Genomic DNA, 24,098 nt, shown 5'->3' with positions numbered 1-24,098 from the left:
TTTGCTGGTCGAGCCGAGGATATTTATCCCCGGCTTTTTTGATTTAATGATACAGTATACTAAAATAACATTGCTTAGAATTGTAACCTTTTCAAGGTATAATAAAGGGATAGACAAAAGTCTATTGCAGACTGTAGAAAAAGATACAAGGGTTTTAATAATCCCGAGCAGCGACATGAGGTGCATATGGAAAAAGCAACCATCTTTAATATACAAAAGTTTTGTGTTCATGATGGACCTGGCATTCGCACAACGGTTTTCTTTAAGGGTTGTCCCCTAAACTGCCTGTGGTGCCACAATCCTGAGAGTCAGCATTTCCAAAGAGAAATACTGTACAATCAAGAAAAGTGTACTGGCTGTGGCCAATGCCTGCAGAGCTGCCTGTACCAGGCAATTAGGTTAGATGGAAAATACCTAGTTCAGGAAAAGAAAAAGTGTGTCCTATGCGAAGCGTGTATCGAACACTGTATCAATAATGCCAGGGAAGTTTCGGGAAAAGAGTATTCCCTGAAAGAGGTTCTAAATGAGATAGAAAGGGATAGGCCATTTTATGAGCAGTCGGGAGGCGGGGTAACCTTCTCTGGGGGTGAGGCCCTTTGCCAGATAGACTTTGTTACTGAACTTGCTAAGTTATGCAAAAAGAGAGGGATTTCTGTTGCCATAGACACCTGTGGTTATGTGCCCTTTGAGAGCTTTGAGAAGGTGTTGCCATATGTGGATTTATTCCTATATGACTTAAAGTTAATGGATGCTTCCCTTCATAAAAAGTATACGGGACAGGATAATCAGCTAATATTGGAGAATTTTAGAAAGCTCTCCGCCAGTGGGGGGAACATAAATTTAAGAATACCATTGGTAGAAGATATAAGCTCCCAGGATATTAACCTAAAAGCAACCATAGATTTTATCCAGGGAATGAATATATCCTTGATTAACTTGCTACCCTATCATTCCATTGGAAGTAATAAATACACAAAATTAAACAGGAAATATCAGGGGGAATCCTTTAAAGCGCCAACGGAACAAAGATTGGCAGAAATCAGCCAGTTATTTAGTAAAAAAGGTTTTAATATTAAGATTGGGGGTTAGAACTTTGGACAGGGGCATGAATGAAAGAATAAAAAGGCTGAGGAATCAGAGTTTAACCGTTGAGCCCAGCATATCCATTGAAAGGGCAAGGTTGGTAACCGAAGCCTATCAAAGGTATGCCGGTACGGTGGAAACACCAATCCTAAGAGCCTTAACCTTTAAACATATCTTAGAAAACCAAACCCTTTGCATTAATGAAGGAGAACTTATTGTGGGGGAAAAGGGGGAGGGACCACAATCAGCTCCAACCTACCCTGAATTATGCTGCCATACCCTGGATGATTTTGAAGTTATGAACAACAGGGATAAGATCTCTTTTAAAGTTAGTGAAGAAAGTAAAACCATCCAAAGGGAAAGAATAATACCCTATTGGCAAAAAAGATCCCTACGGGAACATATCTTTAAGCAGATGACCCAGGAGTGGAAGGATTGCTATGAAGGTGGTATCTTTACCGAATTTATGGAACAAAGGGCACCGGGTCACACGGTAGCAGATGGGAAGATGTATCAAAAGGGCTTTTTAGACTTTAAAAAGGAAATTGAAAAATCTATTGAAGGGATAGACTACCTTAATGATGGGCAGTCCTATGAGAAAAAAGCACAATTAGAGGCCATGAAAATCTGCTGCGAAGCCATAATTATTTATGGCAAACGCTATGGTGCTTTAGCCAGGGAGCTGGCAGAAGAAGAGCAGGACCCCAGAAGAAGGGCGGAATTACAGGCTATTGCTCAAAATTGTGAGGTAGTACCGGCCCATAAACCAGAGACCTTTGCCCAGGCCATTCAGATGTATTGGTTTGTTCATCTAGGGGTAACCCTGGAGCTTAATAATTGGGACTCCTTTAGTCCGGGACGTTTGGATCAACATTTAAATCCCTTCTACCAAAAAGACCTGGAAGCAGGAATATTGACTGAGGATCAGGCAAAAGAGCTTTTAGAATGCCTTTGGGTAAAGTTTAATAACCAGCCGGCCCCTCCAAAGGTTGGAATTACTTTAAAGGAAAGCGGGACCTACACAGACTTTGCCAATATCAACAGCGGTGGGGTAAAATCCGACGGCTCAGATGGTGTCAATGACGTATCCTTTATAATATTAGACGTAATGGATGAAATGAAATTGCTTCAGCCCAGCTCAAATGTTCAGATTAGCAGGAAGACACCTCATCGATTTATAAAAAGGGCCTGCGAGATATCACGAAAGGGCTGGGGACAACCGGCCCTATATAATACAGATGCCATTATACAGGAGATGTTAAGGGTAGGAAAGGATATTGTTGATGCAAGGGAGGGCGGGGCCAGCGGCTGTGTTGAGACCGGGGCCTTTGGTAAAGAGGCCTATATTTTAACAGGTTACTTTAACCTGCCTAAAATCCTAGAGCTTACCTTAAATGACGGTTTTGATAACAGAACAGGAAAACAACTTGGCTTAGCCACCGGAAACGCCGTAGATTACAGATCCTTTGAAGAACTATTGGAGGCATTTGCAAAACAGCTGAATCACTTTGTAGATATCAAGATCAAGGGCAATCATATCATAGAAAAATTGTATGCAGCCCATATGCCTTGCCCATTTCTATCAATCGTTGTAAGTGACTGCATCTTAAGTGGAAAGGATTATAATGCCGGGGGTGCTAGATATAACACCTCCTATATTCAAGGTGTAGGCATTGGAACCCTCACCGATTGTCTTTCCTCTATTAAATACAACGTTTTTGAACAAAAGAGATTTTCCATGGCAGAATTGCTGCAGGCATTGGCAGATGATTTTGAGGGTCATGGGTACGTTCATAATAGCGTTCTCAATAAAACCCCTAAATATGGCAATGATGATGATTACGCCGATCAATTGATGCTAACGGCCTTTAATGCATTTTATGAATCTGTTAACGGTCGGAAAAATATGAAGGGTGGAACCTACCGTATTGATATGCTGCCAACCACCTGTCATGTCTACTTTGGCTCAGTAACGGGGGCTACCCCCAATGGTCGAATTGCAGGCAAGCCACTTTCGGAGGGCATTTCCCCAGAACAGGGTTCAGATAGGCGTGGACCAACTGCAGTGATCAAATCCGCTGCCAAGATGGATCACCTTCGCACCGGGGGAACACTCTTAAACCAGAAATTTAGTCCTTCGGTGGTGGCTGGTGATGAAGGGTTAGAAAATATGGTTTCCCTGGTACGAACCTATTTTAATATGGACGGACACCACATTCAGTTTAACGTAATAGATAAAAGGACATTACTGGCAGCCCAGGAAAGACCCGAGGAATACAAAGACCTAATTGTAAGGGTGGCCGGTTACAGTGATCATTTTCATAATCTTAGCAAGGAATTGCAGGATGAAATCATCGCCAGGACAGAGCAGTCTTTTAGTTGTTAAACAAAAGGCCGGGAGTTATTGCATAAACTCCCGGCTTTAGCCTTACTTGGGATAGGTTAAGTTTTGAACCAATCAGATTGACTTTCATCCATCAAGACATCATCTGATACTATTTTTACCAGCACCCTGGTATTTGCATTAGCCGGAGGCTTTAGATATATGGTAAAGGTGGCACTGGAGCGGGGCTCCAGATTAAGGATATCAGAAATTTTTTGGTCATATACTTTGCCATTTCCTGCGTCTAGAGCTGCGTAGACTTTAGTATTGGCAGCCACAGCTGACCCATCATTATGAACTGTCACCTTTAGCTCAATTTGACGTGTAGTACCCTGGTAGGTCCACTGGTGTGTTATGACCGGCTGGGGTATTAAGGGTAATATTTGGGCCTTGCGGTCTCTGTATTCATCTGGTATTTGTCCGATTTTCCAACCTGTGCCGGTGGTTTCTACATAGTAATATTTTTCACCCTGAAATTCATAATAGACACCGGAAAGGTTTTCCCCTTTAACTCCCACGGCCATATGGCCAGGATCTCCGGGTAGCATAACTAAAACTACCCCGAAGTTCATTTCTTTAAGGATGGAGGCCAGCAGTATACTGGTATCTTCGCAGTCGCCATTTTGTTCTACCAGTGTTTCAAGGGGGTATCTGGCATACTGGTCATAGCCTTTGGAAGCGTTATCTGATATATATTTTAAATTTTGCACAAAGGAGACCACAAACTCTACTGTCTGGTTGGGCGAATACCCTTCCTGCTTTACCACTTCCATAAACTTGGCTGCTATCCTAGAAATAAACACGTCATCCACGGGATCTGTGACATAGACCGAATAGTCATTGGTAGGAATGCGTTTCAAGCCGGTGTAATAATCATAAGCCTCTTGGGGAATTTGCATCTGGTAGGTCCATTTTTTGCCCCCAAAGCTCCAAACAAATTCTCTATCAATGTTGTTTGCAATGGTTTCTAGGGAATTATCAATAATTTTTCTATTATTGGACGTAATGTTAATTGTTTGGCTGGTGGAATCCCAGTGGACCTCTGCACCAAGGGCTTCGCTGACAAATCTGAGGGGAACCAAGGTTCTTCCGTCTTGAATGGATGCGGGCACAGGTAGATCAACGGGAGCACCGTTTTTAAAGGCCACAGGATGTCCTACTATAAGTAATGCTTCATAATCACCATTACGTGCAATAATGGTTTGGTTATAGCTGTTCCAGGTTACGCTGGCCCCCAGTGCTTCAAAAACACCCCGTAGAGGAACCATAGTTGTACCCTGCTCTATCCTGGGAGGTACATCAAGACTTAGACGGGTTCCATCTACTATAACCGTTGGGGTACTGCCTCCTGCAGGTAAGCCAAGCATAATAATCAACAGCAGTGCAATGAGGAAAACAGGCCACTTTCTCAAAAAATCTTCGCCTCCTCGAAAGCTTCTTTTGATCATATTTTCGACAAACCTTTTATGGGTTCCTGCTAACTAGGTAGTAAATGCTGTTAACCTAAGGCAGTTATAACTGCATATAGGGCGGTTGCCAAAACTAAAATTGAAACACCCTGTTGGAACTTTTCCTGGGGTACCTTTGGGAAGATAATGTAACCCAAGAAGCCCCCCAGGATAGCAAAGGGAATCAGTGTGCCTGATAAAATAAAGGTTTCTAAGTCCACGGCTCCAATACTGGTTAAAGAAAAAAGGCTTACCAGATAGGCAAGGACAAAAAATGCAGAGGTGGTTGCCCGAAAATGGTCCTTTAACAACTTTTGATTGTTTAGCAATAGGATTACAGGTGGACCCGGCATACTGATACTACCTGTTAGGATACCGGATATAATTCCTGTGGAGGTTTGCCATATTTTATCCTTTGTCATTTTAACGGTAAAGCCTACTAACATGATTAAGCTGGAAAGGGCGGTAACAATTCCGATGGCAAGCTTAAGTAACTCAACATCAAAATGGAGGTGAATAAAAATGCCTATAGGAATGCCTAAAATGCTTCCTAAGAAAAGGTTTTTAACTATATTTGTTTTTACCAAACTCCTAACCCGGAAGGTAAGTACGGATAGGGTCACCAGAGAGATCATCATGTTAAGAATAACCGCAGTATGAGAATCATACACAAGGAGTAGGAGTGGAATGGCTATTAGAGCAAAACCAAACCCAGTTATACCCTGCAACATAGCTGCCAGGGTAACAATAAAGGCAGACGCAAGCCAGAGGACGTCAAAGTCTATCAATTGAAGTCAACTCCTAACTAATTATAAGATTAGCACTAAATAACTTTTCCCAAGCAGTAGCCCATAAAGGCAGCTATTAAGGCAAAAATAGTGCTAAGTGCCATATAAAGCAGGGATATAGGCAACTTACCCTTTCTTATCAATTCAACGGACTCCATTTCAAAGGTAGAAAAAGTAGTAAAGGAACCTAGGAAACCGATACCAAGCAACAACAATAAGTCAGCATTAAATAAATGCTGGGCAAAAAGAAAGCCTAACAAAAAAGAACCCACCAGGTTTACTGTAAAGGTGCCGAAGGGAAAGGGGTAATTATGCTTGGATTGGATTATACTAGTTACCAGGAATCTACCAGTGGCACCTAAAAAGCCACCTGCAGCGACCAATAATAAGTCCTTCATAAAAAACCACCTGCATTCTCAGGAATCTTTTCTTAAGTGTTCTGTTGCTCCTCCTGTATCTTTCTAAACAAGACTATTGCCAGATGAACACCCATGAAGGAGAGGGATAGCCCCCCTGCTAAACTAATAATTACATAAATTGCTGCCAGTTCATATTTTGCATGGATAATATAATTCATGGTCTCTACGGAAAAGGTGGAAAAGGTAGTAAGGGAACCAATAAAGCCTGTATTAATAGCCAAAAGGTATTTTTTTGGCAAGTTCCAGTTCAATATGCTGGCATAGGCCACAAAGCTTAATAAAAAACAACCAAGGAAGTTGGCAGTAAGTGTGCCAAAGGGAAATAATGCTGTTGTTGCCCCGTTAAAGGTACTAATAAAATACCTAAAGGCGGCTCCTGCCATGCCCCCTACACCCACAGCTAAGTAATTCATCTTTATCTCCTACTTTACAATTACTACCGGACATTGAGCCAGCCGAACCACCTTATGGCTCACACTTCCCAGAAAAAATTCCTTAACATTACTTAAGCCCCGGCTACCTATAATAATCTGATCATATTGCCCCTCATTGGCAAAGGAAACAATTGCTTCAGGAATCTCTCCATTTACAGTAATAAAACTGGCTTTAATATTTTCGTATTTATTAAAGGCTTCTTCAAAGGGCTCAAAAATGGAGCGGACTCTTATATCTGACAATCTGTTGTATTCATCCTCATTTACACCTAGATATATGGACATGTCTTTGGTTAAAGGAATGACAGATAACACTGTCACCTCCAGCTTAAGTCCATAACCGGACAGCTTGATAATATAATCAGATGCCCGGATTGAATTATCGGAACCGTCAGTAGCTAATAGAATCTTTATATGAAACACCCCATTTAGTATGTTTTACATTTAACATAACACTATTTATTAACCATAGCAAGTTGGGGGCTATTAGCAAGCTTTGAAATGGGGTTAACAAGTATATTCTTTTATGTAGATGTTTTGTAATTAGGCAGGATTATTAAATTTTGTGTTAAATTTTAAATGTAAAATACAAATTAGCGAGGCGATGATTTTTTGAAGAAGTTTGTTTTAGTTCTGGCCTGTTTATTCCTGATAGGTCTTATAACAGGCTGTGGGAATGTAAATCAAGAACCAGCAGCAGAAGTTCCGTATCCAGAAAAAATTGTAATCCAGGCGCCACCAGCACCCCCAACAGCACCGCTGCTAAAGATGCTTGAAAATAAGCCCTTTGGTGACAAAGTTGCTATAGAACTAATCCTCTATAAAAGTGTTGAGGAGGCAACCGCTAGGATTGTAAACGGGGAGGCAGATTTTACCGTATTACCTGTCAATACCGCATCAAAATTATTTAGCAAAGACATGGATATTTCACTTGCTAACGTAAGCACCTGGGGAATTTTATATCTCCTCTCCTCTGATAATATTTCAAGCTGGCAAGATTTAAAAGGGAAGGAAATTCATGTTGGTGCCCAAGGGGCAAGCCCGGATATCATTACCCAGTATCTGCTGGGAAAAAATGAAGTCTCAAGTAATGAAGTAATACTAAAATATGCAGGCTCTCCTGAAATTGCTCAGATGCTAATTCAAGGACTTGCCAGTACGGCAGTACTCCCGGAACCCCTGGTTACCAATGTCTTAAGCAAAAATCCTAATGTTAAACAAGTTTTTGATTTTGAGCAGGAATGGCAAAGAGTTGAGGACTCAAGCCTGCCACAGGCCGGGATGGTTGTGCAAAATAAGTTTGTTGAGAAGTATCCGGAAGCACTGGATATAATTCAGAAGTCTTACCAGCAAGCCACAGAGCAGACAACAGCAGATCCCTCTTCAGTGGCAAGCCTTGTTCAGGAAAAATTTGATATGCCAGCCAAGGTCTTTGAGAACTCAATGGCTAGAATAGATGTAAGATTTGTAAATGCCCAGGATGCTAAGGCAGACGTTGATAACTATCTATCTAAGCTGCTGCAATTTTCGCCGGAGATGGTTGGAGGAAAAGTACCAGATGATAAATTCTACTTGGCTAAGTAAGGGCTTGTCCCTGCTTAGCCTGATATTTTTCTTAGGCCTTTGGCAAGTAATATCAGGTTTCTATAAACCCGTCATAGTGCCCTCACCAATGGAAACTGTCCAGGCTTTGGGTAATCTTATGGCAGGAGGGAAACTCTGGGAACATGCCGGTAATTCCATTGGCAGGGGATTAATAGGATTTTCCATTGCTCTGCTGATAGGGACGCCCGTGGGTTTGTTAATGGGTCTTAGTAAATTGATTAGGCAAATGTTCCAACCCTATGTGGTAACACTTCAAGTGGTTCCTGTTATATCGTGGCTTTTGCTGGCAATGATTTGGTTTGGCTTTGAGCGGGTGCCCATTTTTGTGGTTGTTATTAGCACATTACCGCTGGTTATTATTAATCTAGTTCAAGGTGTACAAAATGTGAATCCCCGACTTACTGAAATGGCTAAAACCTTTAAGGTTGAAAGGCGTGCATTAATAGTGGAGGTTTATTTTCCCCAGGTATTGCCATATCTCTTTGCTGCCATGTCGGCGGGGTTGGGTACGACCTGGAAGGCTGTGGCCATGGCCGAATTTTTAAGTGCCCAGAGGGGAATTGGTGCAGGGATGGCCACTGCCAGAATAAACTTGGAAACCCCGGAGGTATTTGCCTGGACACTGCTGTTAGTTTTGATGGGTTTAATAACCGATAGGGCCTTATACATTGTTAACAGGCGCTTAACCCGCTGGAGGAATGCTGTATGATTAAACTGGAGGGTATTAAAAAGAGACTGGGAGGTATGCAGGTTTTAGAGGACTTATCCTTTACGGTGCAGCCAGGTGAAATTGTATGCCTTTTGGGGCCTTCTGGATGCGGTAAAACAACTACCCTTCGTATGTTGGCCGGTTTGGATGAACCCGATGAGGGACATATTCAAGGACTTGATGACATAAAAATAAGTTACGCCTTTCAAGAATCGAGGCTCTTACCTTGGAAAAGTGTAGAGGACAATTTGCATTTTGTTCTTAAGAGCCAGATAGAGCTTCCAGAGAGGCAGGCATTGATTGAGCGTTACCTTGACTTAATGGGCTTAGGGGCATATAAAAAATTTTACCCTGAAGCTTTGAGTGGTGGAATGAAGCAGCGATTATCCTTGTGCAGGGCCTTTGCTTTCCCCCATCAATTATTGTTAATGGACGAACCTTTTAAATCCCTGGATGCACCCCTAAGGCTTTCACTGGTAAGGGAGGTAGCCAGGATGTGGGAGTTTAGCGGCAGCAGTATTATTTTTGTAACCCATGATGTGGCAGAAGCTCTGCTTTTAGGTCATAAGCTGTTGGTTTACTCAAAAAGACCTACCTTGGTAAAGGCTGAGTTTGGTATTGATATACCCCATAAGGACAGGGAGTTAGGGGATGAAAGATTAGCCCACATTTATGGGCAATTAATGACGGCTCTACAAAAGGAATACTAAGAAGCTTTGACAACCGGTACTTTCATAAATTTCTGTGATGCTTTACGTAACTATGCCTGGATACTATCCGGGCTTGGGTAATTAAAGTGCTGAAAGACGTTTGTTATATAGCGTCTTTCTTGTGAAAGGAAAGGTTGAAGTATATGTCAAAGAAACTGATTAGAGCCGGTATAGCCGGTATAGGGATCTACGTCCCTAAAAGAAGATTATCTAACAGTGAGTTGGAGGGGATGGTTCAAACCAGTGATGAATGGATTAGAACCAGAACAGGCATTGCCGAGCGACGTATAGCCTCCCCCGATGAAGCCACATCGGATATGTCGGTTATTGCCGGGAAGAAGGCCTTGGAGAATGCGGGAGTTAAGCCGGAGAATATTGACCTAATTATTGTAGCCACAGTAACACCTGATATGATATTCCCAGCTACCGCCTGCCTTGTTCAAGAGAGACTAGGGGCAAAGAGGGCGGCAGCCTTTGACCTGGAGGCCGGATGCAGCGGCTTTGTTTATGCACTGTCGGTGGCCAGTCAGTTTATTACTTCCGGAACCTATGAAAATGTGCTGGTAATTGGGGCAGACACCCTATCAAGGATAACCAATTGGCAAGACCCTAAGACCTGTGTTCTAATGGGTGATGGAGCTGGGGCAGTTGTCCTAAAACCTTCCCCCGAGGGCTATGGGATTCTTTCCATTAAGCTTGGTGCCGATGGCTCCGGTGGCATGCTACTAAATCTTCCAGCGGGAGGCTCAAGACTCCCAGCCAGTGAAGAAACCATAGCTGCAAATCTGCATACCTTTTATATGAATGGAAGGGAAGTATTTAAGTTTGCCGTAAAGATTTTTGAAGAAGTGACTGTAGAAGCTCTTTCGGCAGCAGGTCTTTGCAAAGATGATATAGACCTGTTGATTCCACATCAGGCCAATATCAGAATAATTGATGCTGCAGCTAAAAAATTAAATCTTCCTTTGGACAAGGTGTTAGTAAATATTGACCGCTATGGGAATACTTCCAGTGCATCCATCCCCCTAGCCCTTTGGGAGGGACTTCAAACGGGACGCATTAAGCAAGGCAACCACTTAGTCATGGTTGGCTTTGGTAGCGGCTTATCCTGGGGAGCACTGGTCATAAAGTGGTGTGATTAAAATTTGGCAACATTATTACCCCGGAGAATCCCCCGGGGCTTATTATTTTGACTATTGAAACTCTACATTAATTCGTTTTCGGTCAGTCCCCTTTGTTTTAGGAATTCTTATATCCAGTACACCATTTTTGTATACTGCCTGAATACCCTCCGGGGAAGTTCCAGGCGGAAGAGTTATGGAACGTTGAAACTTACCTACAAATCTTTCCTGACGGTACATCTGATTTTCATTAATCTCATTAAACCTGTTAATATTACCGGAAATATTAAGCAGATTATTATCAATCTCTATATGGACATCCTCTTTCTTTTCTAAACCGGGAATATCACAGGAGGCTATTACCTCACTATCAGTTTGGTAGAGATCTATTCTAGGAATGCCAAAATCATGACCGAGATCAGTACTTAGCATTGGAGAGAAACTGGTGGTGAAAAATCTATCCATTTCCCGGCGCATATTTTGCATGTGATGATATGTATTGTATGGAGTTAAACTCATAAAAAACCTCCTTTTTTGCAAATAGGTTTTTGCAAATCAGGTCAATTTTATGCATTCTAACCTAATACCTAGGCAGTTTTCTTTGCTCCTCGTAGTAGGAGGTTACCCCTATTTCTCTCATACGGTCATTCTTCTCCAGCCACCTTTGCCGGAGCATAGGGTTCTCCTGTTTATTACAGGGATAGTCCTGGCATTGAAAGCAAAAATCTATACCCTTTTCCTTAAAGCAGGTTCTTACAGCACAGTTAACAGGGCATGAACAATTATCGGCCCTGCAGCCACCACAGGAACCCTTAGAAAAAGAGTCTAGAATTTCTTTGAATTCCGTAAAATTTGAGAAGGCTGGGGTTTTAGTTGACATAATTTTAGCTAATCTATCATAATTTCCCAGTAGTTCAAGTAGCCTAGTGCTTAATTCTTTTATTTCCCCTCCCTCAAATCCTGCACACCGATTACAGTCTAAACCACAGGGAGCCAAATGTTTTAGTATATCATTATAATTCATTATTTCCCATCCCTTCCATTCTTTATAATAAGTTAATTAACTAAATTATTTAACTAAAGGAATTATATACCAGTAGGCATCATTTCTACAACAAAGTTGTAAGTAAGGTAAGTATATAATGAATTCTTTGCTGCATTTTTGGTTGTTTAAAATGCGGTTTTTTATTTTAAAAGATTTTAGGATTTTTCGTGAATCTTTGACACATTATTACTTTTTATACGTCTATGTTATATAGATACCTCACAGATTTTACTCGCCACGCATAGGATACCCCGATATAAAAACAGGGAGAATATAAAATGAAGAAAACTATAATAGTAATTGTTTTCCTTCTGTTTACCATGTTTGCTACAGGTTGTGATGATTTATCAACAATAACTGCTCCTGTTACCAAGTATGCTATGAATGAGCCTACTACCAATATAGTGCCTTTAAATATTTCAACCCCCGAAGCCTCACAACCAGCTATTGAAGCTGACAAAGAGGTTCCTGAGATTTCTGAAGTTCCTGAAATTCCTGAGATGCCACAACCTCCGCAGCCAGTGAAAGAAACCTATCTACCTGAAGGGGCCAAGGCCATAAGAAAAGGTGATACAGAAAGGCCCGTGGTATATCTAACCTTTGATGGTGGGCAGCCAACAGAACCGGTAGATGATTTTTTAGACATATTGGAGGCCAATGAAGTAAAGGCTACCTTTTTTATTACCGGGAATTATTTTTCTAGGGATGCTTTGAAGGAATCTATATTAAGAATGGTGGAAGAGGGGCATTCGGTAGGAAATCATACAGCCACCCACCCCAGTTTACCGAGGCTTTCTCCTCAGGAGATTGAAGAAGAGATTAATTTTGTCGGGCTTAATTTTCGCCAATTAACTGGTCAAGATATGACTCTCCTTCGCCCGCCCTATGGCGATTATTCCGACCAAACACTGGCTATAGCCAATGAACTTGGTTATAAGACTATTCTATGGAGCGTAGATTATAGAGATTGGCAAACCCTTAAAGGAGGGCCTGAGGAAGCGTACACTCATGTTATGGAACACCTGCATAACGGAGCTATCATTTTAATGCACTTGAACTCAAAGGACAGCCTGGCCGCCTTAGATAAGATAATAAAGGAATTAAAGCTCAGGGGATTTCAGATGGAAGCCTTATAAAAACCTGAATATAGGTAGTTTCTGACAATCTGGAAACCTGCCATGGAGGCAGGTTGTTTTTTGTGAACAAATTTTACTTATCATTACCAAGGGTTTTTTTCAAACTTCTAGGTCTTGCAAGCAGGAGAATTTAATTAATTTGTTAAACTTTATTTAAGTTAAAATATTTAAGAGATTTAATGCATAAATAATCGTAGGTAGGAGGTGAAAAAGTAAAAAAGGTTAAAAATTAGAAAAAAATAATTGGGAGGGTTTGTTAGATGAAAATTTTCAAAAAAAGTCTAGTAATGTTATTATCTATCTCTTTACTGGCCATGGCCCTTGCTGGGTGCGGTTCCTCACAGTCAGGAGAGCAGAAAGAGGCTGACAAAGCTTCGGTTGAAAAGAAATTTATCAATATCGCTACCGGTGGTACTGCTGGTGTTTACTATCCCCTGGGTGGAGCTATTGCTGAAATCTTAAACAAGAATATTGAGGGAGTAAATGCAACTGCCCAGACCACAGGGGCTTCTGCTGCTAACGTAAACCTGTTGAATGATGGTAGTGTACAAGTTGCCTTTATTCAAAATGATATTTCTTATTACGCAACAAATGGTACAGAATTGTTCGCAGACAAAAAAGTTGATGGATTAAAATGTCTTGCCACCATTTACCCCGAAACTATTCAGATAGTTACCCTTGAGAAATCGGGTATCAAGAGTATTGATGAATTAAAGGGTAAAAGAGTAGCAGTGGGTGCCGCCGGTAGCGGTGTTGAAGCAAATGCACGTCAGATTCTGGAAGTTAATGGTATTACCTATAATGATATTACTGTTCAATACCTTTCCTTTGCAGAGGCAGCAAACAGCCTCAAAGATGGTAATATCGACGCAGCCTTTTTGACTGCAGGATTCCCAACAGCAGCCATTCAAGATATAGCTGCTCAGCATAAGGTTGTATTGCTACCAGTTGCCGATGATGCAGCAGATAAACTCATTGAGAAATATCCCTATTACACCAAGACCACCATACCTGCAGATGCTTATCCCAACCAGGATGCTGATGTAAACTCTGTCAGCGTTAAGGCTATGTTGGTAGTTACTGATAAGATGGATGACCAGACCGCTTATGATATAACAAAGGCGATCTTTACTAATCTAGAATCCTTAAAGGCCGCCCATAACGTGGGTAAATTTATCAGTAAGGAATCTGCTAAAGACGGTATTTCTATCCCCATGCATCCGGGTGCAGAAAAATATTTCAACGAATAGTAGGTCGTAAGGAATATGTATTTACTTGCCAGACATAGGGTAGGGGCAGGCGCCCTGGTGCTGGGGCTATTTTTGATTACCTTGTTCTTTCTGCCACTGCCCGTATTAACGGTAGCTGAAAAAGACAAGTTTAATCAAATCCTAATACCGATGGTTTTAGATAAGACCTTTACCATCGAGTATATTCATTCTGTTCAAAAAACACCGGTGCAAGAAAAATTTATTCTTGCACCGGGCAATAAAATCATTTTAACAGAGACCACTTTTCAATCCTTCGGTGTTGGAACCCCTTTTCTTGCTGACGAGGGCACTTTGGTTAATAAAAATGGTACCTTTGTCCTCACCGACTTAAGTAGAAGCTTCGAGAGTATAAACCTCGGCTTCCTGCCTCTAACCAAGCATACCATTGTTTACCGTAATGATACCTACAATTTTTCAGACTACTTCAAACCTAATTCATTAATAATCGTGCAAGCTGAGCAATATACTCCTGCAAAAATTATCTGGCAGGTGTTAGGCTGCAGGAGGGAGGTTCGTATTGACTGAGCGTAACCATAAATTGACTGAAGAGAATGTAAAGGGAGACAATATTAATTTAAGAAAATTCTTGGCCAAATATGATAGGGAGTCTGATTATAGATGTTTCTCTGGAATCGGAGCCTATTTGGTGGCCTTTATTGCTATATCATTTTCATTATTTCAACTTTACACGGCCATGTTTGGAGTGTTAGATGCTCACTTACAGAGGGCTGCTCACTTGTCCTTTGGATTAGCCCTGGTTTATATTCTCTACCCAACTAGGCGTAGTTGGTGCCGTAATTCCATGCACTGGTTTGATGCCCTGCTTGCTGTGGTGGCAACCTCAATGCCCTTATACATTATTGTCTTCTATAAAGACCTAGTAATGAGGTCCGGCATTGTGACACCTACAGATATGGTGATTGGAGTATTAGGGGTTTTCCTGGTGATGGAGGCAGCCCGCAGGGTAGTTGGCTGGCCTATAGTCATTGTAGCCAGTGTTTTCCTGGCCTACGCCTTTGCAGGACCTAATATTCCAGGGGTATTGGCCCACCAAGGGGTCAGCCTAAAGCATCTGGTGGGTCATCTGTTCTTCACCACAGAAGGTATTTTTGGTATTCCCCTTGGTGTCTCTGCTACCTTTATATTTCTATTCATTTTGTTTGGTGCATATTTGGAGAAGACCGGTTTAGGAAAGTTTTTCATAGATTTAGCTAATGCAGTGGCTGGATGGGCCAGCGGTGGCCCGGCCAAGGTCTCTGTTTTATCAAGTGGTTTGATGGGTACAGTATCTGGAAGCTCGGTTGGTAATGTGGCCGGAACAGGTTGCCTCACTATTCCAATGATGAAAAGCCTTGGCTATAGGCCGCAATTTGCCGGAGCGGTGGAAGCGGCTGCTTCCACCGGGGGACAGCTAATGCCGCCTATTATGGGGGCAGCGGCCTTTCTTATGGCGGAATTTGTGGGTATCCCCTATATTAATGTAGTAAAGGCCGCCACTATTCCGGCCCTGCTGTACTTTATAGGTATCTGGATTTGTGTACATTTAGAGGCTAGGAAGTATGGACTTAAGGGAATCCCCCGGAACCAACTGCCCCAGGTGGGCAAGCTGATACTGGAAAGGGGACACCTGGCAATTCCCTTGGTTGCTATCATCTATTTGCTTATATCCGGCTATACTCCCATGCGTGCAGCCTTGTGGGCCATTGGACTTACAATCTTGGCTGCCATGCTGCGCAGTTCAACGCGTATTACCCTAAATGATATTATCCAAGGTCTAGAAAAGGGCGCCAGATCAGCCCTAGGTGTGGTCATAGCCTGTGCTACCGCAGGAATAATTATAGGTGTGGTCACTAAGACGGGACTTGGTTTGAAACTTAGCTCAGCCCTCATAGATCTGGCCCAGGGTCAACTATTGCCGACTCTGTTCTTTACTATGATTTCTTCAATATTACTGGGGATGGGTGTCCCCACAACGGCAAACTATGTAATTACATCAACCATAGCCGCTCCGGCCATAATTCAATTGGGTGTTCCGGTGTTGGCGGCCCATATGTTTGTATTTTACTTCGGCATTATCGCTGATGTTACGCCTCCTGTAGCCCTGGCAGCCTTTGCTGCCTCTGGTATAGCTAAAAGTAAGCCCATGGAAACAGCACTAAATGCTTCGAAATTAGCCATTGCTGCATTCCTTGTGCCCTATATATTTGTTATGTCGCCGGCTCTGCTTATGATTGATACCACCTTTACCCAGGTGCTGCTAATGATAGCCACCTCAGTGGTGGGGATGACGGGTGTCGCCGCAGCAGTTTCCGGCTACCTGCTTACAAATGCCCGCTGGCCCGAAAGAATACTACTATTTGCCGGTGGTCTGCTTATGATACATCCCCATCTACAAACAGATTTATTTGGATTATCCCTGCTGGTTGGAGGGTTTATAATTCAGAGGGTTAGGTATGGTTGGGAAAAACAGTCAAGGGAAAGATAAAGGTATAATCTCAGAATAAAGAAATACCCAGGCTAATAGTCTGGGTATTCTTGTGTTAACAGAAAATCTTAATAGCTGGCAGCAATCTCTTTTAATACTTCCTCGGGGGATTTAGCAACACCCAATGCATTTAATGCTGTCTGTAATATATCTCTAGGACAGTCTTCCATGGACCACTCATATTCGAAACCTTCTCCGTATAATTCATCTGCCTCGTCCCTAGGGACTAACATTACATCAGGAAAGTTTTGTCCGAGCGTACAACCTAATAAACCTATAGTAACATCAAACAGGAAGGGCTCACCATCAAGATAAACCTCAACCCAAAAATGTTCATAGGCCACCCCATTAGGATGGATTTTTCCCTTTTGAATAAAGGCATCAAGGTTTTTTCGCAGCAACAGACCACAGGTGATAGCCGAAGCTGACTTTGGCCAGTGGCTCTGTAATTTGTACCCCATGACCGCGCTTCTTACAGCGGCACCTATGGCTAAAATTTCCTTAACTTGATCTAATTGACAATACATTATTTCACTCCTTTTATTCCCAACTCTTCCAGATGTCCGGAGCGTGACCCAAGGTAGCCTTTTTACCATTTCGCACGATGGGTGTCTTAAACAACAGGGGTTGTTCTAGAAGGATTTGCTCAACATCGTGGACTATATATTTTAGATTTCTTTTCCGGTATTCCTTTCCCTCCGTATCTATCAAATCATTCAGTGGTATGGAGGAGGTTACACTTTTTAGTTCACCCTTACTCAAACCTTTAATATGCAAGTCAATAAATTGGTATTTAACGCGTCTTTCTTTAAAATAACGTTCGGCCTTTCGGGTATCCTGGCATTTCTTTGTCCCAAAGATTTGTATATTCAAAGTAAACCACCCTTATCCATTATTTATAACAGGATAAACCCTATTTAGGGCAAAATTCAAGTGAATTTAAATAATAATGGGGACCTATAGATTATGATTTAAAAAGTTAGCAACAATTGTGCAAACCTGTTCCTTCTCCTGATCCCAGCATAACAAATGACCGGAATTAGGAAGTAGATAGAGCTGCTTGTTTGTGGTTCCCGCCCTTTTGTATATATATTGGGCACTCCTGGGGTGAACAGTATCATCCTTCAAACCTTGCACCACCAGAAGGGGAATGTTAATACTTTCAAGCTTACCCTTGGTTTTATTTAGAAGCAGCTTAAAATTCACTACTGCCCTTAGGGGTGTTTTAAGTACATTTGTTGCGTATACCTTAAGCCTTCTGTAGTCTCTTTTTCTTAGACCACCCAAAAGATTCTCAATAATTGCCTGACTATTACCAACAAAAATGGGGGTGCTAAGTAAAACTAAGGAGTCAATCTGGTGTTTTTTGGCTAATTGCACGGCAATTAAACCACCCATGGAGAAACCAATAATACTAACATGTTTTGTTATACTAAATAGCTTTAATAGCTCTATCTCTGCGGATGAGAGCCAGTCTTGATATGAGCAATTTTTGAGGCCTGCCCAACCATGACCATGACCCGCCAGGGTAGGTACTGCAACGAGAAAATTCTGGGACTCCAAATATCGAGCTAAAGGAATTACCTCCTGGGGACTGCCGGTAAAACCATGAATAATTAAACATGCTTTTTGCTCCATATCCTTACACCTCCATGTCGACTTTAATCTTTATAATTGGCCGATTTAGTTGGCGTATACCAAAACTTAGTCAACAACATGATAAACAAGAGGAAAAACATGATCATGGCCGTTGCTGATATGGCTGTATTAAGACCTACCCCTGCCCTGGTAGCAACTGTGTATAGGCCAACTCCTAGAAACATAAAGGTATTCTCCACAAAATTCTGGATGGCAATGGTCTTGCCGGTGCCTATGGTCTGATTACCTATTTGCTGAAGGCAAGTATTCATTGGCACTAAAAAAATTCCACCAAGACAGCCAGCCAGTAAAAGCAGGGCTAAGGTTAGGGGCAGGGTGTTCACCAGGGTAAAGGCAAACACGCATCCGGCCATAGCGAAGCCGAAAAAGCTGCAGCGGAAATAGGTTTTGACAGTGATAAAATAGGGAGTAATTATGGCACCAAGCGCAATACCTATGCCTGTGACCGCAATAATTAAGCTTATGGAGGTATTTGAGCTGATGCCTAGGGTTATGGGTAACCAGGCAATAATGATTAATCTTAGTACTGCCGAGGCTAACCAGAAGGTTCCGGTTCCCACTAATGTAAATAGTCCTTGGGGATTAGATAATAACGATAAACTATCATTACGAAATTCCCGGACAGCTCTGTTATAGGTGATTGAAAAATCACCTTCTTTGGCTGGGATTAGCAAGTTAAAGCATATGGATAATGAGTATAACAACAGACAGATTAAAAGAGATACCATTATAGAAATATCGGATAAAATCCCCCCCACCACTGAACCACAAAGTATTGCCAGAATGGTAAAACTCTCAATTTTTGAGTTAGCCTTAAGTAATTTTCCCTCGTCCTCTGCCAGTTCTGGGAGGATACCGTATTTAGCGGGACTATAAACTACAGCGCCTGTACCCACCACGGCGTAGCATAGGACGGGGTTGACATCAAAGATCAGCATAAGGATACCAAAGGACTTGATAATATTACCCAATATTAACACCTTAGCCTTTGAATGCTTATCAGCAATTCTACCTACCCAGGGTGCTAAAACTATATAGGACAAAAGAAAGGCACTTTGTACTAGGGGGAGGTAGTAGCCGGGGTAGGAATTGCCTTTTAGAATGGCCAAAGTTATAAAAAGGATCATATTATCAACAAAGGCTGATAGAAATTGTGCTACCAGCAGGGCGGGCAGAGGCTTAATACCTTTAAGGTCCTTAAGTGTCAACATTTGGTTGCCTCCTCCGGCAGTTGTTCGTAATCTCAGCATAATCAGTTTTTCCACTTGGCAATAAGGGTAGTTTGTCTATGATTTCTACCCTGGCAGGCAATAATAGCATACTCTGGTTAACCCCCATTAGAAAGTTCCTTAGAGAAGTTCTGCTGGCTGTTTTTAATGTGGTGAGGAGGACGATTATTTCTCCCTTTTTACTATCAGCGAAGCTTATGGCAGCAACCTCAGAGGTCATAAAACACTGTTCAGCCAGTTCTTCCACCAGGTTTAGGCTAATCATTTCCCCTGATATCTTGCTAAATCTCTTTAATCTAGATTTGATTTGGATGTAACCCTGGTAATCCACCTCTACAACATCACCGGAAGCATACCAAGACTCCACAGGGACAAATCCCTTGCCATGAACTAAATAGCCCTGCATAACATTGGGGCCTTTGATTAGCAGGTTACCACCAGACATCACACCTTCAACCTCTTGTAATTTCCAAGATATACCTGGCAAGAACTTGCCAACCGTATCTTTTTTGTTGAAGATGGGGGTGTTTATACTTAACACTGGGGCGGTTTCGGTGGTTCCATAACCTTCTAATATGCGGATGCCGAACTTATCCAGCCAGAGTTTTCTAGTTTCCTCCTTTAATTTTTCTGCTCCGGCAAAGACATAACGAATGCTGTAAAAATCGTAGGGATGGGCATTTTTGCCATAACCGTTTAAAAAGGTGGATGTTCCAAATAGAATGGTGGCGCTAAAATCATAGGAAAGCTCCGGGACAATTTTATAATGCAGGGGGTTGGGATGAAGATATACCTCCATGCCGCTAAATATTGGCAGAAGAGTACCCACTGTTAATCCAAAGCTATGAAAAATGGGCAATACGTTTAGAATTTTATCCCGGGAGGTAAAGTCTACCACACTGGACACCTGATTTATATTAGCCATAATATTGCCATGACTTAAAACCACACCCTTAGGCCGGCCCTCACTGCCGGAAGTGAAAAGAATTAGTTTATGGTTTCTAGCCGGGGATTTTTTCTTCCTAAAATACTGTAATAGAGCTATAAGTTTATCTCCGAGGGTTACCGTCCCTTTAACGTCCTCAAGGTAAATAATAATGTGTCGGTGGGCCAGCAAATCTACTAATTTACCTAAGCCTGCCTTGGTAATAAACTGGCGGGAGGTAATAATGGTTTTTAAATCTGCTGTTTCTGCACTAGCCAGGATATTTTGTATTCCGGTAGAGAAATTTAGTATTGCCGGGGTTTTTCCCTGGTAAAAAAGAGAGAATAAAGTAACCACATTTGCCGCTGCATTGGGTAGTAAAACGCCAATATTATTTTCAGTTGATATTTTTGAGGATAGCTTATTACTTATTAGATAACTAGCTATAATTAAGGTGCGGTAGCTCATAGTTTGTCCGGCATCTCTGACTATGGTTTTGTTGGGACCATGAGTTCTAGCTGAGATTAATAGTTGGTTAAAGAGATTATTGAGCTGCTGATTTTTAGATGCAAAAAGTGTTTCCTGCATGACCTCTTGAATTTTCTCACTAAAGTACATTTTTTGGTTGCGGTAGCTTTTGCCCGGGTCCACTGCCAGCTTAAAAGGCTCACCGGCATATATTTGTGCGTCAGGCAACCAGCAAGTTTTTAATTTATCCTTTAGTCGGGAAGCTTTAGAGTACTCAAGGCCCGATATGGCCAATGGGTAGAGGGTTGCACCTGTCTTATGGGCGATTAGGCCGATACCGTCATAGACCTTCATTAAACCGCCGGTTGTAGAAATACGTCCTTCAGGAAATAAAACCACTGGGGTACCAGCCATAACAATTTGTACTATCCTTTTAAGACTATAGGGGTTTAAGGGATCTATATCTATATGATTGCAGTAGCGAAGGAACCAGGAAAAGCGCCTGGCGATGGCAGTATTAGCTACAAAGACAGTATTTGAAGGCAGCAGTAGATACAAGAAAACCGCGTCCAAAAAAGAAACATGGTTTGATATTATAACCGAGGGACCGTTAAATCTAAGACGTTGAAAATTAATTAACTTTATTTTGAAGAGAAATTTAAATAAGTACAGTAACAGGGATCTTAACATTATTCCTTACCTCCATTACATAGAGTTAACAAATGTTAACTTGAGGGTAAAAATAAAGAAATGTATTAACTTAGTAGTATTCTTACCTTTGCTGCGACACGTTCTTTTAATTGAGGAAAATCTGGAAAAACCTCATGGAAATAGTGGTACTGAGACAAGGGCTCTAACATCAGGCCTGAGTAAAGGCTAAGTAAAAAATAGCTCTCTTCACGGGGTATTTCCCCTTTATTGATACCATCCTCAATAATTGATTTGATTAATAAATGGGGTCTAATGTCATCTGAAAGCCTATCCCAAAATTTGTAATGAGAGAGTAATGCAAAACGAATTTCAGAAGGGTGTGCTTGGTATAAATCATAGGTTATGGCTACAATCTTGCAAAGCTTATCAACGGAAGAAAGGTCTTCTTTGCTTATGTTGCTGATGCGCAGGCAGTAGTCCTTGATTATTTCTTTAAAAATATAAAGGGACATAGCTTCTTTTCCGTTGAAGTGCTTATATAAAGCAGCTTCAGTAACCCCGGCTGCCTTAGCAATATCCCTAACTGATACTGCATCATAACCCCTGTCAGCAAAGAGATCAATACTGGCCTTTAAAATATCTCCTTTTTTTCCCTGATGTGAAAAGATGTGTTTCATAGGAATCCCTTCTTGGTTAACAATTGTTAACCAAAGTATACCATTTAGTTAGTTTTTGTCAATACTTAATAAAAAAGACTTTTTAGTTCAAATTTACCATAATTGTATAAGCAGGAATTTAATTCCAGTTGACGAATCTATTAATTATAGCTCGGGGGGAGGGAGAATATTGCAAGTAAGGTTAAATCCAATCTGGCTAATCATGATATTACTGGTGGGAATCTTTAGTATTCTCTACATTTGGTTCGCACTGCATCCAGGCCGGGTCAATCCAGCAGTGCTTCAATATTTTAGCTTTGAAGAGGTGGAGCGGGGAAGGGAATACGGCCAATTGCCTAGGTTGTTATTCATCACAGGCTTTTTACTTCAGTTATTCTTCCTGCTGTGGTTGGTTTTTAGCGGTTGGGGAGGTACAATGTCTCGCTGGGCTCAACAGCTCACGGGCAGTTATTGGGGCGGGGTATTGGTATTTTTCCTTGTATTGTGGTTAGCCATGAGATTAATCAGGTTACCCTTTAACTTTATTAATGGGTACTACTGGCAACATAAATGGGGTTTCTCCACCCAAACTATGAGTTCTTGGTGGTTAGACTATTTTAAGGGAGCAGGCTTAGAATTGGCTTTATCAGCCATAGGGGTACTCCTACTATTCTGGGTCCTGGGGAGGTTCCCCAAAACTTGGTGGCTGGTGGGAGCTGCCTTTATATCGGTATGGGTTATTATCCAGAGCTATCTTTGGCCGGTATTGGTTTCCCCACTATTTAATCGCTTTGAGGTTGCTAAAGACCCAGCTGTTGTTAGTATGGTGCAGGAACTATCAGAAAAGGCAGATATACCAGTGGATCAGGTGCTGGTTATGGATGCCAGCCAGCGGACAACAAGGGCAAATGCTTATTTTGCCGGATTAGGTCAGACCAAACGGATTGTTCTTTATGACACTCTGCTGGAAAATTATCCGCCGGAGCAAGTTAAAGCTGTGGTGGCCCATGAGATGGCCCACTGGAGTCAAGGTCATATAACCAGGGGGATTGCCCTGGGTATTGCTGGCAACTTTATTGTTTGGGGTCTATTGTTTATAGTTCTCAGGGGCGCAGTAATCTCTTACATGCGTTACCCTCCTTACACCTGGGCTGTGATCATGCTGTTCTTTGTAATGATTTCATTCATCAGCAGTCCCATAGAGAGTTCCATATCCAGAAGTATGGAGAGGGAAGCGGATCAGGTTTCCGTAGAATTAACACAAGATGCTCAGGCTGCGATAGACCTGCAGGTTGCCCTGGCGTCTAAGAATTTATCTGATCTATCCCCACCGGCCTTTATTACCTGGTTTAGCTACTCCCATCCGCCAGCCCTAGAGAGAATAAAACTAATAGAGCAGATGGAGAAGGGTAGATAATTATATTAAACCAGGGGTGTTTATATTTAAGCTAAATGTAACTTTAAAGTAAGCAAAGTCTAAGGGATTCTGCTGTATAATGCTAATCAGGAGGTGCTAACTATGGATGTAAGGGAACAATTATATGTGGATCTCATGATGCTTCCTGAACCTGATAGCTGCGAGGCCAAGAAATTAATTGACGAAGGATATTTGACAATACAACTTCAATATACTCAGAAGGCACTGGATTATATTGCAAACTTTATTGAGTCAAAAACAGATGAATTATATCAGGCAATCAATGAGGCTGGCCCGGACACCAGAAGAGGAGAAATAATGAAAAGGGCGGGCATAACCCAATTCGGAGTCTTTATGGATGTGGCAAATAAAATGGTCCAGGAGGGTAAATTAACTAAACAAAGCAGCAAATATTTACCTGTCTCATCGGGTGAAAATTAAGAAACCCAAGGGGGT

General features: G+C 41.8%; 25 protein-coding genes. 12 read left to right on the top strand and 13 right to left on the bottom strand.

Annotation, left to right across the window (positions count from 1 at the left end; all coding sequences use genetic code 11):
- Window positions 1–186 precede the first annotated feature (186 nt).
- Complete coding sequence (locus tag P6N53_RS10675; protein WP_304542945.1) at window positions 187–1,089, top strand: trans-4-hydroxy-L-proline dehydratase activase; 903 nt, start codon at window positions 187–189, stop codon at window positions 1,087–1,089.
- Between the two features lie 16 nt (window positions 1,090–1,105).
- The gene (gene hypD, locus P6N53_RS10670) at window positions 1,106–3,469 is read left to right on the top strand and encodes a trans-4-hydroxy-L-proline dehydratase (protein ID WP_373323035.1); all 2,364 of its coding nucleotides are present in this window, start codon (window positions 1,106–1,108) and stop codon (window positions 3,467–3,469) included.
- Between the two features lie 56 nt (window positions 3,470–3,525).
- Here hypD and P6N53_RS10665 read toward each other — a convergent pair whose 3' ends face one another.
- The 5 genes from P6N53_RS10665 to P6N53_RS10645 all read right to left on the bottom strand — a co-directional run bounded on the left by P6N53_RS10665 (window position 3,526) and on the right by P6N53_RS10645 (window position 6,978).
- Window positions 3,526–4,878 carry a stalk domain-containing protein gene (locus P6N53_RS10665; protein WP_304542941.1) on the bottom strand — a complete coding sequence of 451 codons (1,353 nt, stop codon included), beginning with the start codon at window positions 4,876–4,878 and terminating at the stop codon, window positions 3,526–3,528.
- An 86-nt stretch (window positions 4,879–4,964) separates the two neighbouring features.
- Entirely contained in the window at window positions 4,965–5,702 is a 738-nt protein-coding gene (locus tag P6N53_RS10660) for a sulfite exporter TauE/SafE family protein (RefSeq protein WP_304542939.1), read from the bottom strand.
- A gap of 35 nt (window positions 5,703–5,737) precedes the next feature.
- Window positions 5,738–6,100 (bottom strand): fluoride efflux transporter CrcB, encoded by a 363-nt coding sequence (gene crcB / locus P6N53_RS10655; RefSeq protein WP_304542936.1) that lies wholly within the window; start codon window positions 6,098–6,100, stop codon window positions 5,738–5,740.
- A gap of 32 nt (window positions 6,101–6,132) precedes the next feature.
- A complete protein-coding gene (gene crcB / locus P6N53_RS10650; protein ID WP_304542934.1) occupies window positions 6,133–6,534 on the bottom strand; it encodes a fluoride efflux transporter CrcB in 402 nt (133 codons plus the stop codon).
- A gap of 9 nt (window positions 6,535–6,543) precedes the next feature.
- On the bottom strand, window positions 6,544–6,978 hold the full coding sequence (locus P6N53_RS10645) for a universal stress protein (protein WP_304542932.1): 435 nt from the start codon (window positions 6,976–6,978) through the stop codon (window positions 6,544–6,546).
- 189 nt (window positions 6,979–7,167) lie between these two features.
- Here P6N53_RS10645 and P6N53_RS10640 point away from each other — a divergent pair, with 189 nt between their 5' ends.
- The 4 genes from P6N53_RS10640 (at window position 7,168) to P6N53_RS10625 (ending at window position 10,721) form a co-directional block, all read left to right on the top strand.
- Entirely contained in the window at window positions 7,168–8,139 is a 972-nt protein-coding gene (locus P6N53_RS10640) for an ABC transporter substrate-binding protein (RefSeq protein ID WP_304542930.1), read from the top strand.
- Window positions 8,114–8,869, top strand: a complete 756-nt coding sequence (locus P6N53_RS10635) for an ABC transporter permease (RefSeq protein ID WP_304542928.1) — start codon at window positions 8,114–8,116, stop codon at window positions 8,867–8,869. The genes P6N53_RS10640 and P6N53_RS10635 overlap by 26 nt, the downstream gene beginning before the upstream one ends.
- Entirely contained in the window at window positions 8,866–9,579 is a 714-nt protein-coding gene (locus tag P6N53_RS10630) for an ABC transporter ATP-binding protein (protein ID WP_304542926.1), read from the top strand. The genes P6N53_RS10635 and P6N53_RS10630 overlap by 4 nt, the downstream gene beginning before the upstream one ends.
- 143 nt (window positions 9,580–9,722) lie before the next feature.
- The gene (locus P6N53_RS10625; RefSeq protein WP_304542924.1) at window positions 9,723–10,721 is read left to right on the top strand and encodes a beta-ketoacyl-ACP synthase III; all 999 of its coding nucleotides are present in this window, start codon (window positions 9,723–9,725) and stop codon (window positions 10,719–10,721) included.
- A 51-nt stretch (window positions 10,722–10,772) separates the two neighbouring features.
- Here P6N53_RS10625 and P6N53_RS10620 read toward each other — a convergent pair whose 3' ends face one another.
- A complete protein-coding gene (locus P6N53_RS10620) occupies window positions 10,773–11,219 on the bottom strand; it encodes an Hsp20/alpha crystallin family protein (RefSeq protein ID WP_304542922.1) in 447 nt (148 codons plus the stop codon).
- A 61-nt stretch (window positions 11,220–11,280) separates the two neighbouring features.
- A complete protein-coding gene (locus P6N53_RS10615; RefSeq protein WP_304542919.1) occupies window positions 11,281–11,724 on the bottom strand; it encodes a DUF3795 domain-containing protein in 444 nt (147 codons plus the stop codon).
- A gap of 299 nt (window positions 11,725–12,023) precedes the next feature.
- Here P6N53_RS10615 and P6N53_RS10610 point away from each other — a divergent pair, with 299 nt between their 5' ends.
- From P6N53_RS10610 to P6N53_RS10595, 4 genes are all read left to right on the top strand, one after another.
- A complete protein-coding gene (locus tag P6N53_RS10610; protein ID WP_304542917.1) occupies window positions 12,024–12,881 on the top strand; it encodes a polysaccharide deacetylase family protein in 858 nt (285 codons plus the stop codon).
- Window positions 12,882–13,141: 260 nt separating this feature from the next.
- On the top strand, window positions 13,142–14,131 hold the full coding sequence (locus P6N53_RS10605; protein WP_304542915.1) for a TAXI family TRAP transporter solute-binding subunit: 990 nt from the start codon (window positions 13,142–13,144) through the stop codon (window positions 14,129–14,131).
- Between the two features lie 15 nt (window positions 14,132–14,146).
- Window positions 14,147–14,677, top strand: coding sequence for a DUF1850 domain-containing protein (locus P6N53_RS10600; protein WP_304542914.1), 531 nt, complete (start codon window positions 14,147–14,149; stop codon window positions 14,675–14,677).
- Window positions 14,670–16,637, top strand: coding sequence for a TRAP transporter permease (locus tag P6N53_RS10595; RefSeq protein ID WP_304542912.1), 1,968 nt, complete (start codon window positions 14,670–14,672; stop codon window positions 16,635–16,637). Before P6N53_RS10600 ends, P6N53_RS10595 begins: the two co-directional genes overlap by 8 nt.
- Before the next feature lie 68 nt (window positions 16,638–16,705).
- Here P6N53_RS10595 and P6N53_RS10590 read toward each other — a convergent pair whose 3' ends face one another.
- From P6N53_RS10590 to P6N53_RS10565, 6 genes are all read right to left on the bottom strand, one after another.
- A complete protein-coding gene (locus P6N53_RS10590) occupies window positions 16,706–17,164 on the bottom strand; it encodes a hypothetical protein (protein WP_304542910.1) in 459 nt (152 codons plus the stop codon).
- 13 nt (window positions 17,165–17,177) lie between these two features.
- A complete protein-coding gene (locus tag P6N53_RS10585) occupies window positions 17,178–17,510 on the bottom strand; it encodes an arsenate reductase family protein (RefSeq protein ID WP_304542907.1) in 333 nt (110 codons plus the stop codon).
- Window positions 17,511–17,594: 84 nt separating this feature from the next.
- On the bottom strand, window positions 17,595–18,275 hold the full coding sequence (locus P6N53_RS10580; protein ID WP_304542905.1) for an alpha/beta hydrolase: 681 nt from the start codon (window positions 18,273–18,275) through the stop codon (window positions 17,595–17,597).
- A gap of 23 nt (window positions 18,276–18,298) precedes the next feature.
- On the bottom strand, window positions 18,299–19,507 hold the full coding sequence (lplT, locus tag P6N53_RS10575; protein ID WP_304542903.1) for a lysophospholipid transporter LplT: 1,209 nt from the start codon (window positions 19,505–19,507) through the stop codon (window positions 18,299–18,301).
- Window positions 19,494–21,608, bottom strand: coding sequence for an AMP-binding protein (locus P6N53_RS10570; RefSeq protein WP_304542901.1), 2,115 nt, complete (start codon window positions 21,606–21,608; stop codon window positions 19,494–19,496). Before P6N53_RS10570 ends, lplT begins: the two co-directional genes overlap by 14 nt.
- A gap of 65 nt (window positions 21,609–21,673) precedes the next feature.
- A complete protein-coding gene (locus P6N53_RS10565; protein WP_304542899.1) occupies window positions 21,674–22,246 on the bottom strand; it encodes a TetR/AcrR family transcriptional regulator in 573 nt (190 codons plus the stop codon).
- Between the two features lie 169 nt (window positions 22,247–22,415).
- On the opposite strand from P6N53_RS10565, the gene P6N53_RS10560 reads away from it, so the two are divergent.
- Window positions 22,416–23,642, top strand: coding sequence for a M48 family metallopeptidase (locus tag P6N53_RS10560; protein WP_373323032.1), 1,227 nt, complete (start codon window positions 22,416–22,418; stop codon window positions 23,640–23,642).
- Window positions 23,643–23,744: 102 nt separating this feature from the next.
- Window positions 23,745–24,083, top strand: a complete 339-nt coding sequence (locus tag P6N53_RS10555; protein WP_304542897.1) for a hypothetical protein — start codon at window positions 23,745–23,747, stop codon at window positions 24,081–24,083.
- The last annotated feature ends 15 nt before the right edge of the window (window positions 24,084–24,098 follow it).

Origin of the sequence: Desulforamulus aquiferis (genome assembly GCF_030577015.1) — a bacterium.
GTDB classification, from domain to species: Bacteria; Bacillota; Desulfotomaculia; order Desulfotomaculales; family Desulfotomaculaceae; genus Desulfotomaculum; species Desulfotomaculum aquiferis.
Note: the sequence above shows the minus strand (reverse complement) of the source record. Positions and strands in the feature narration are given on the sequence as shown.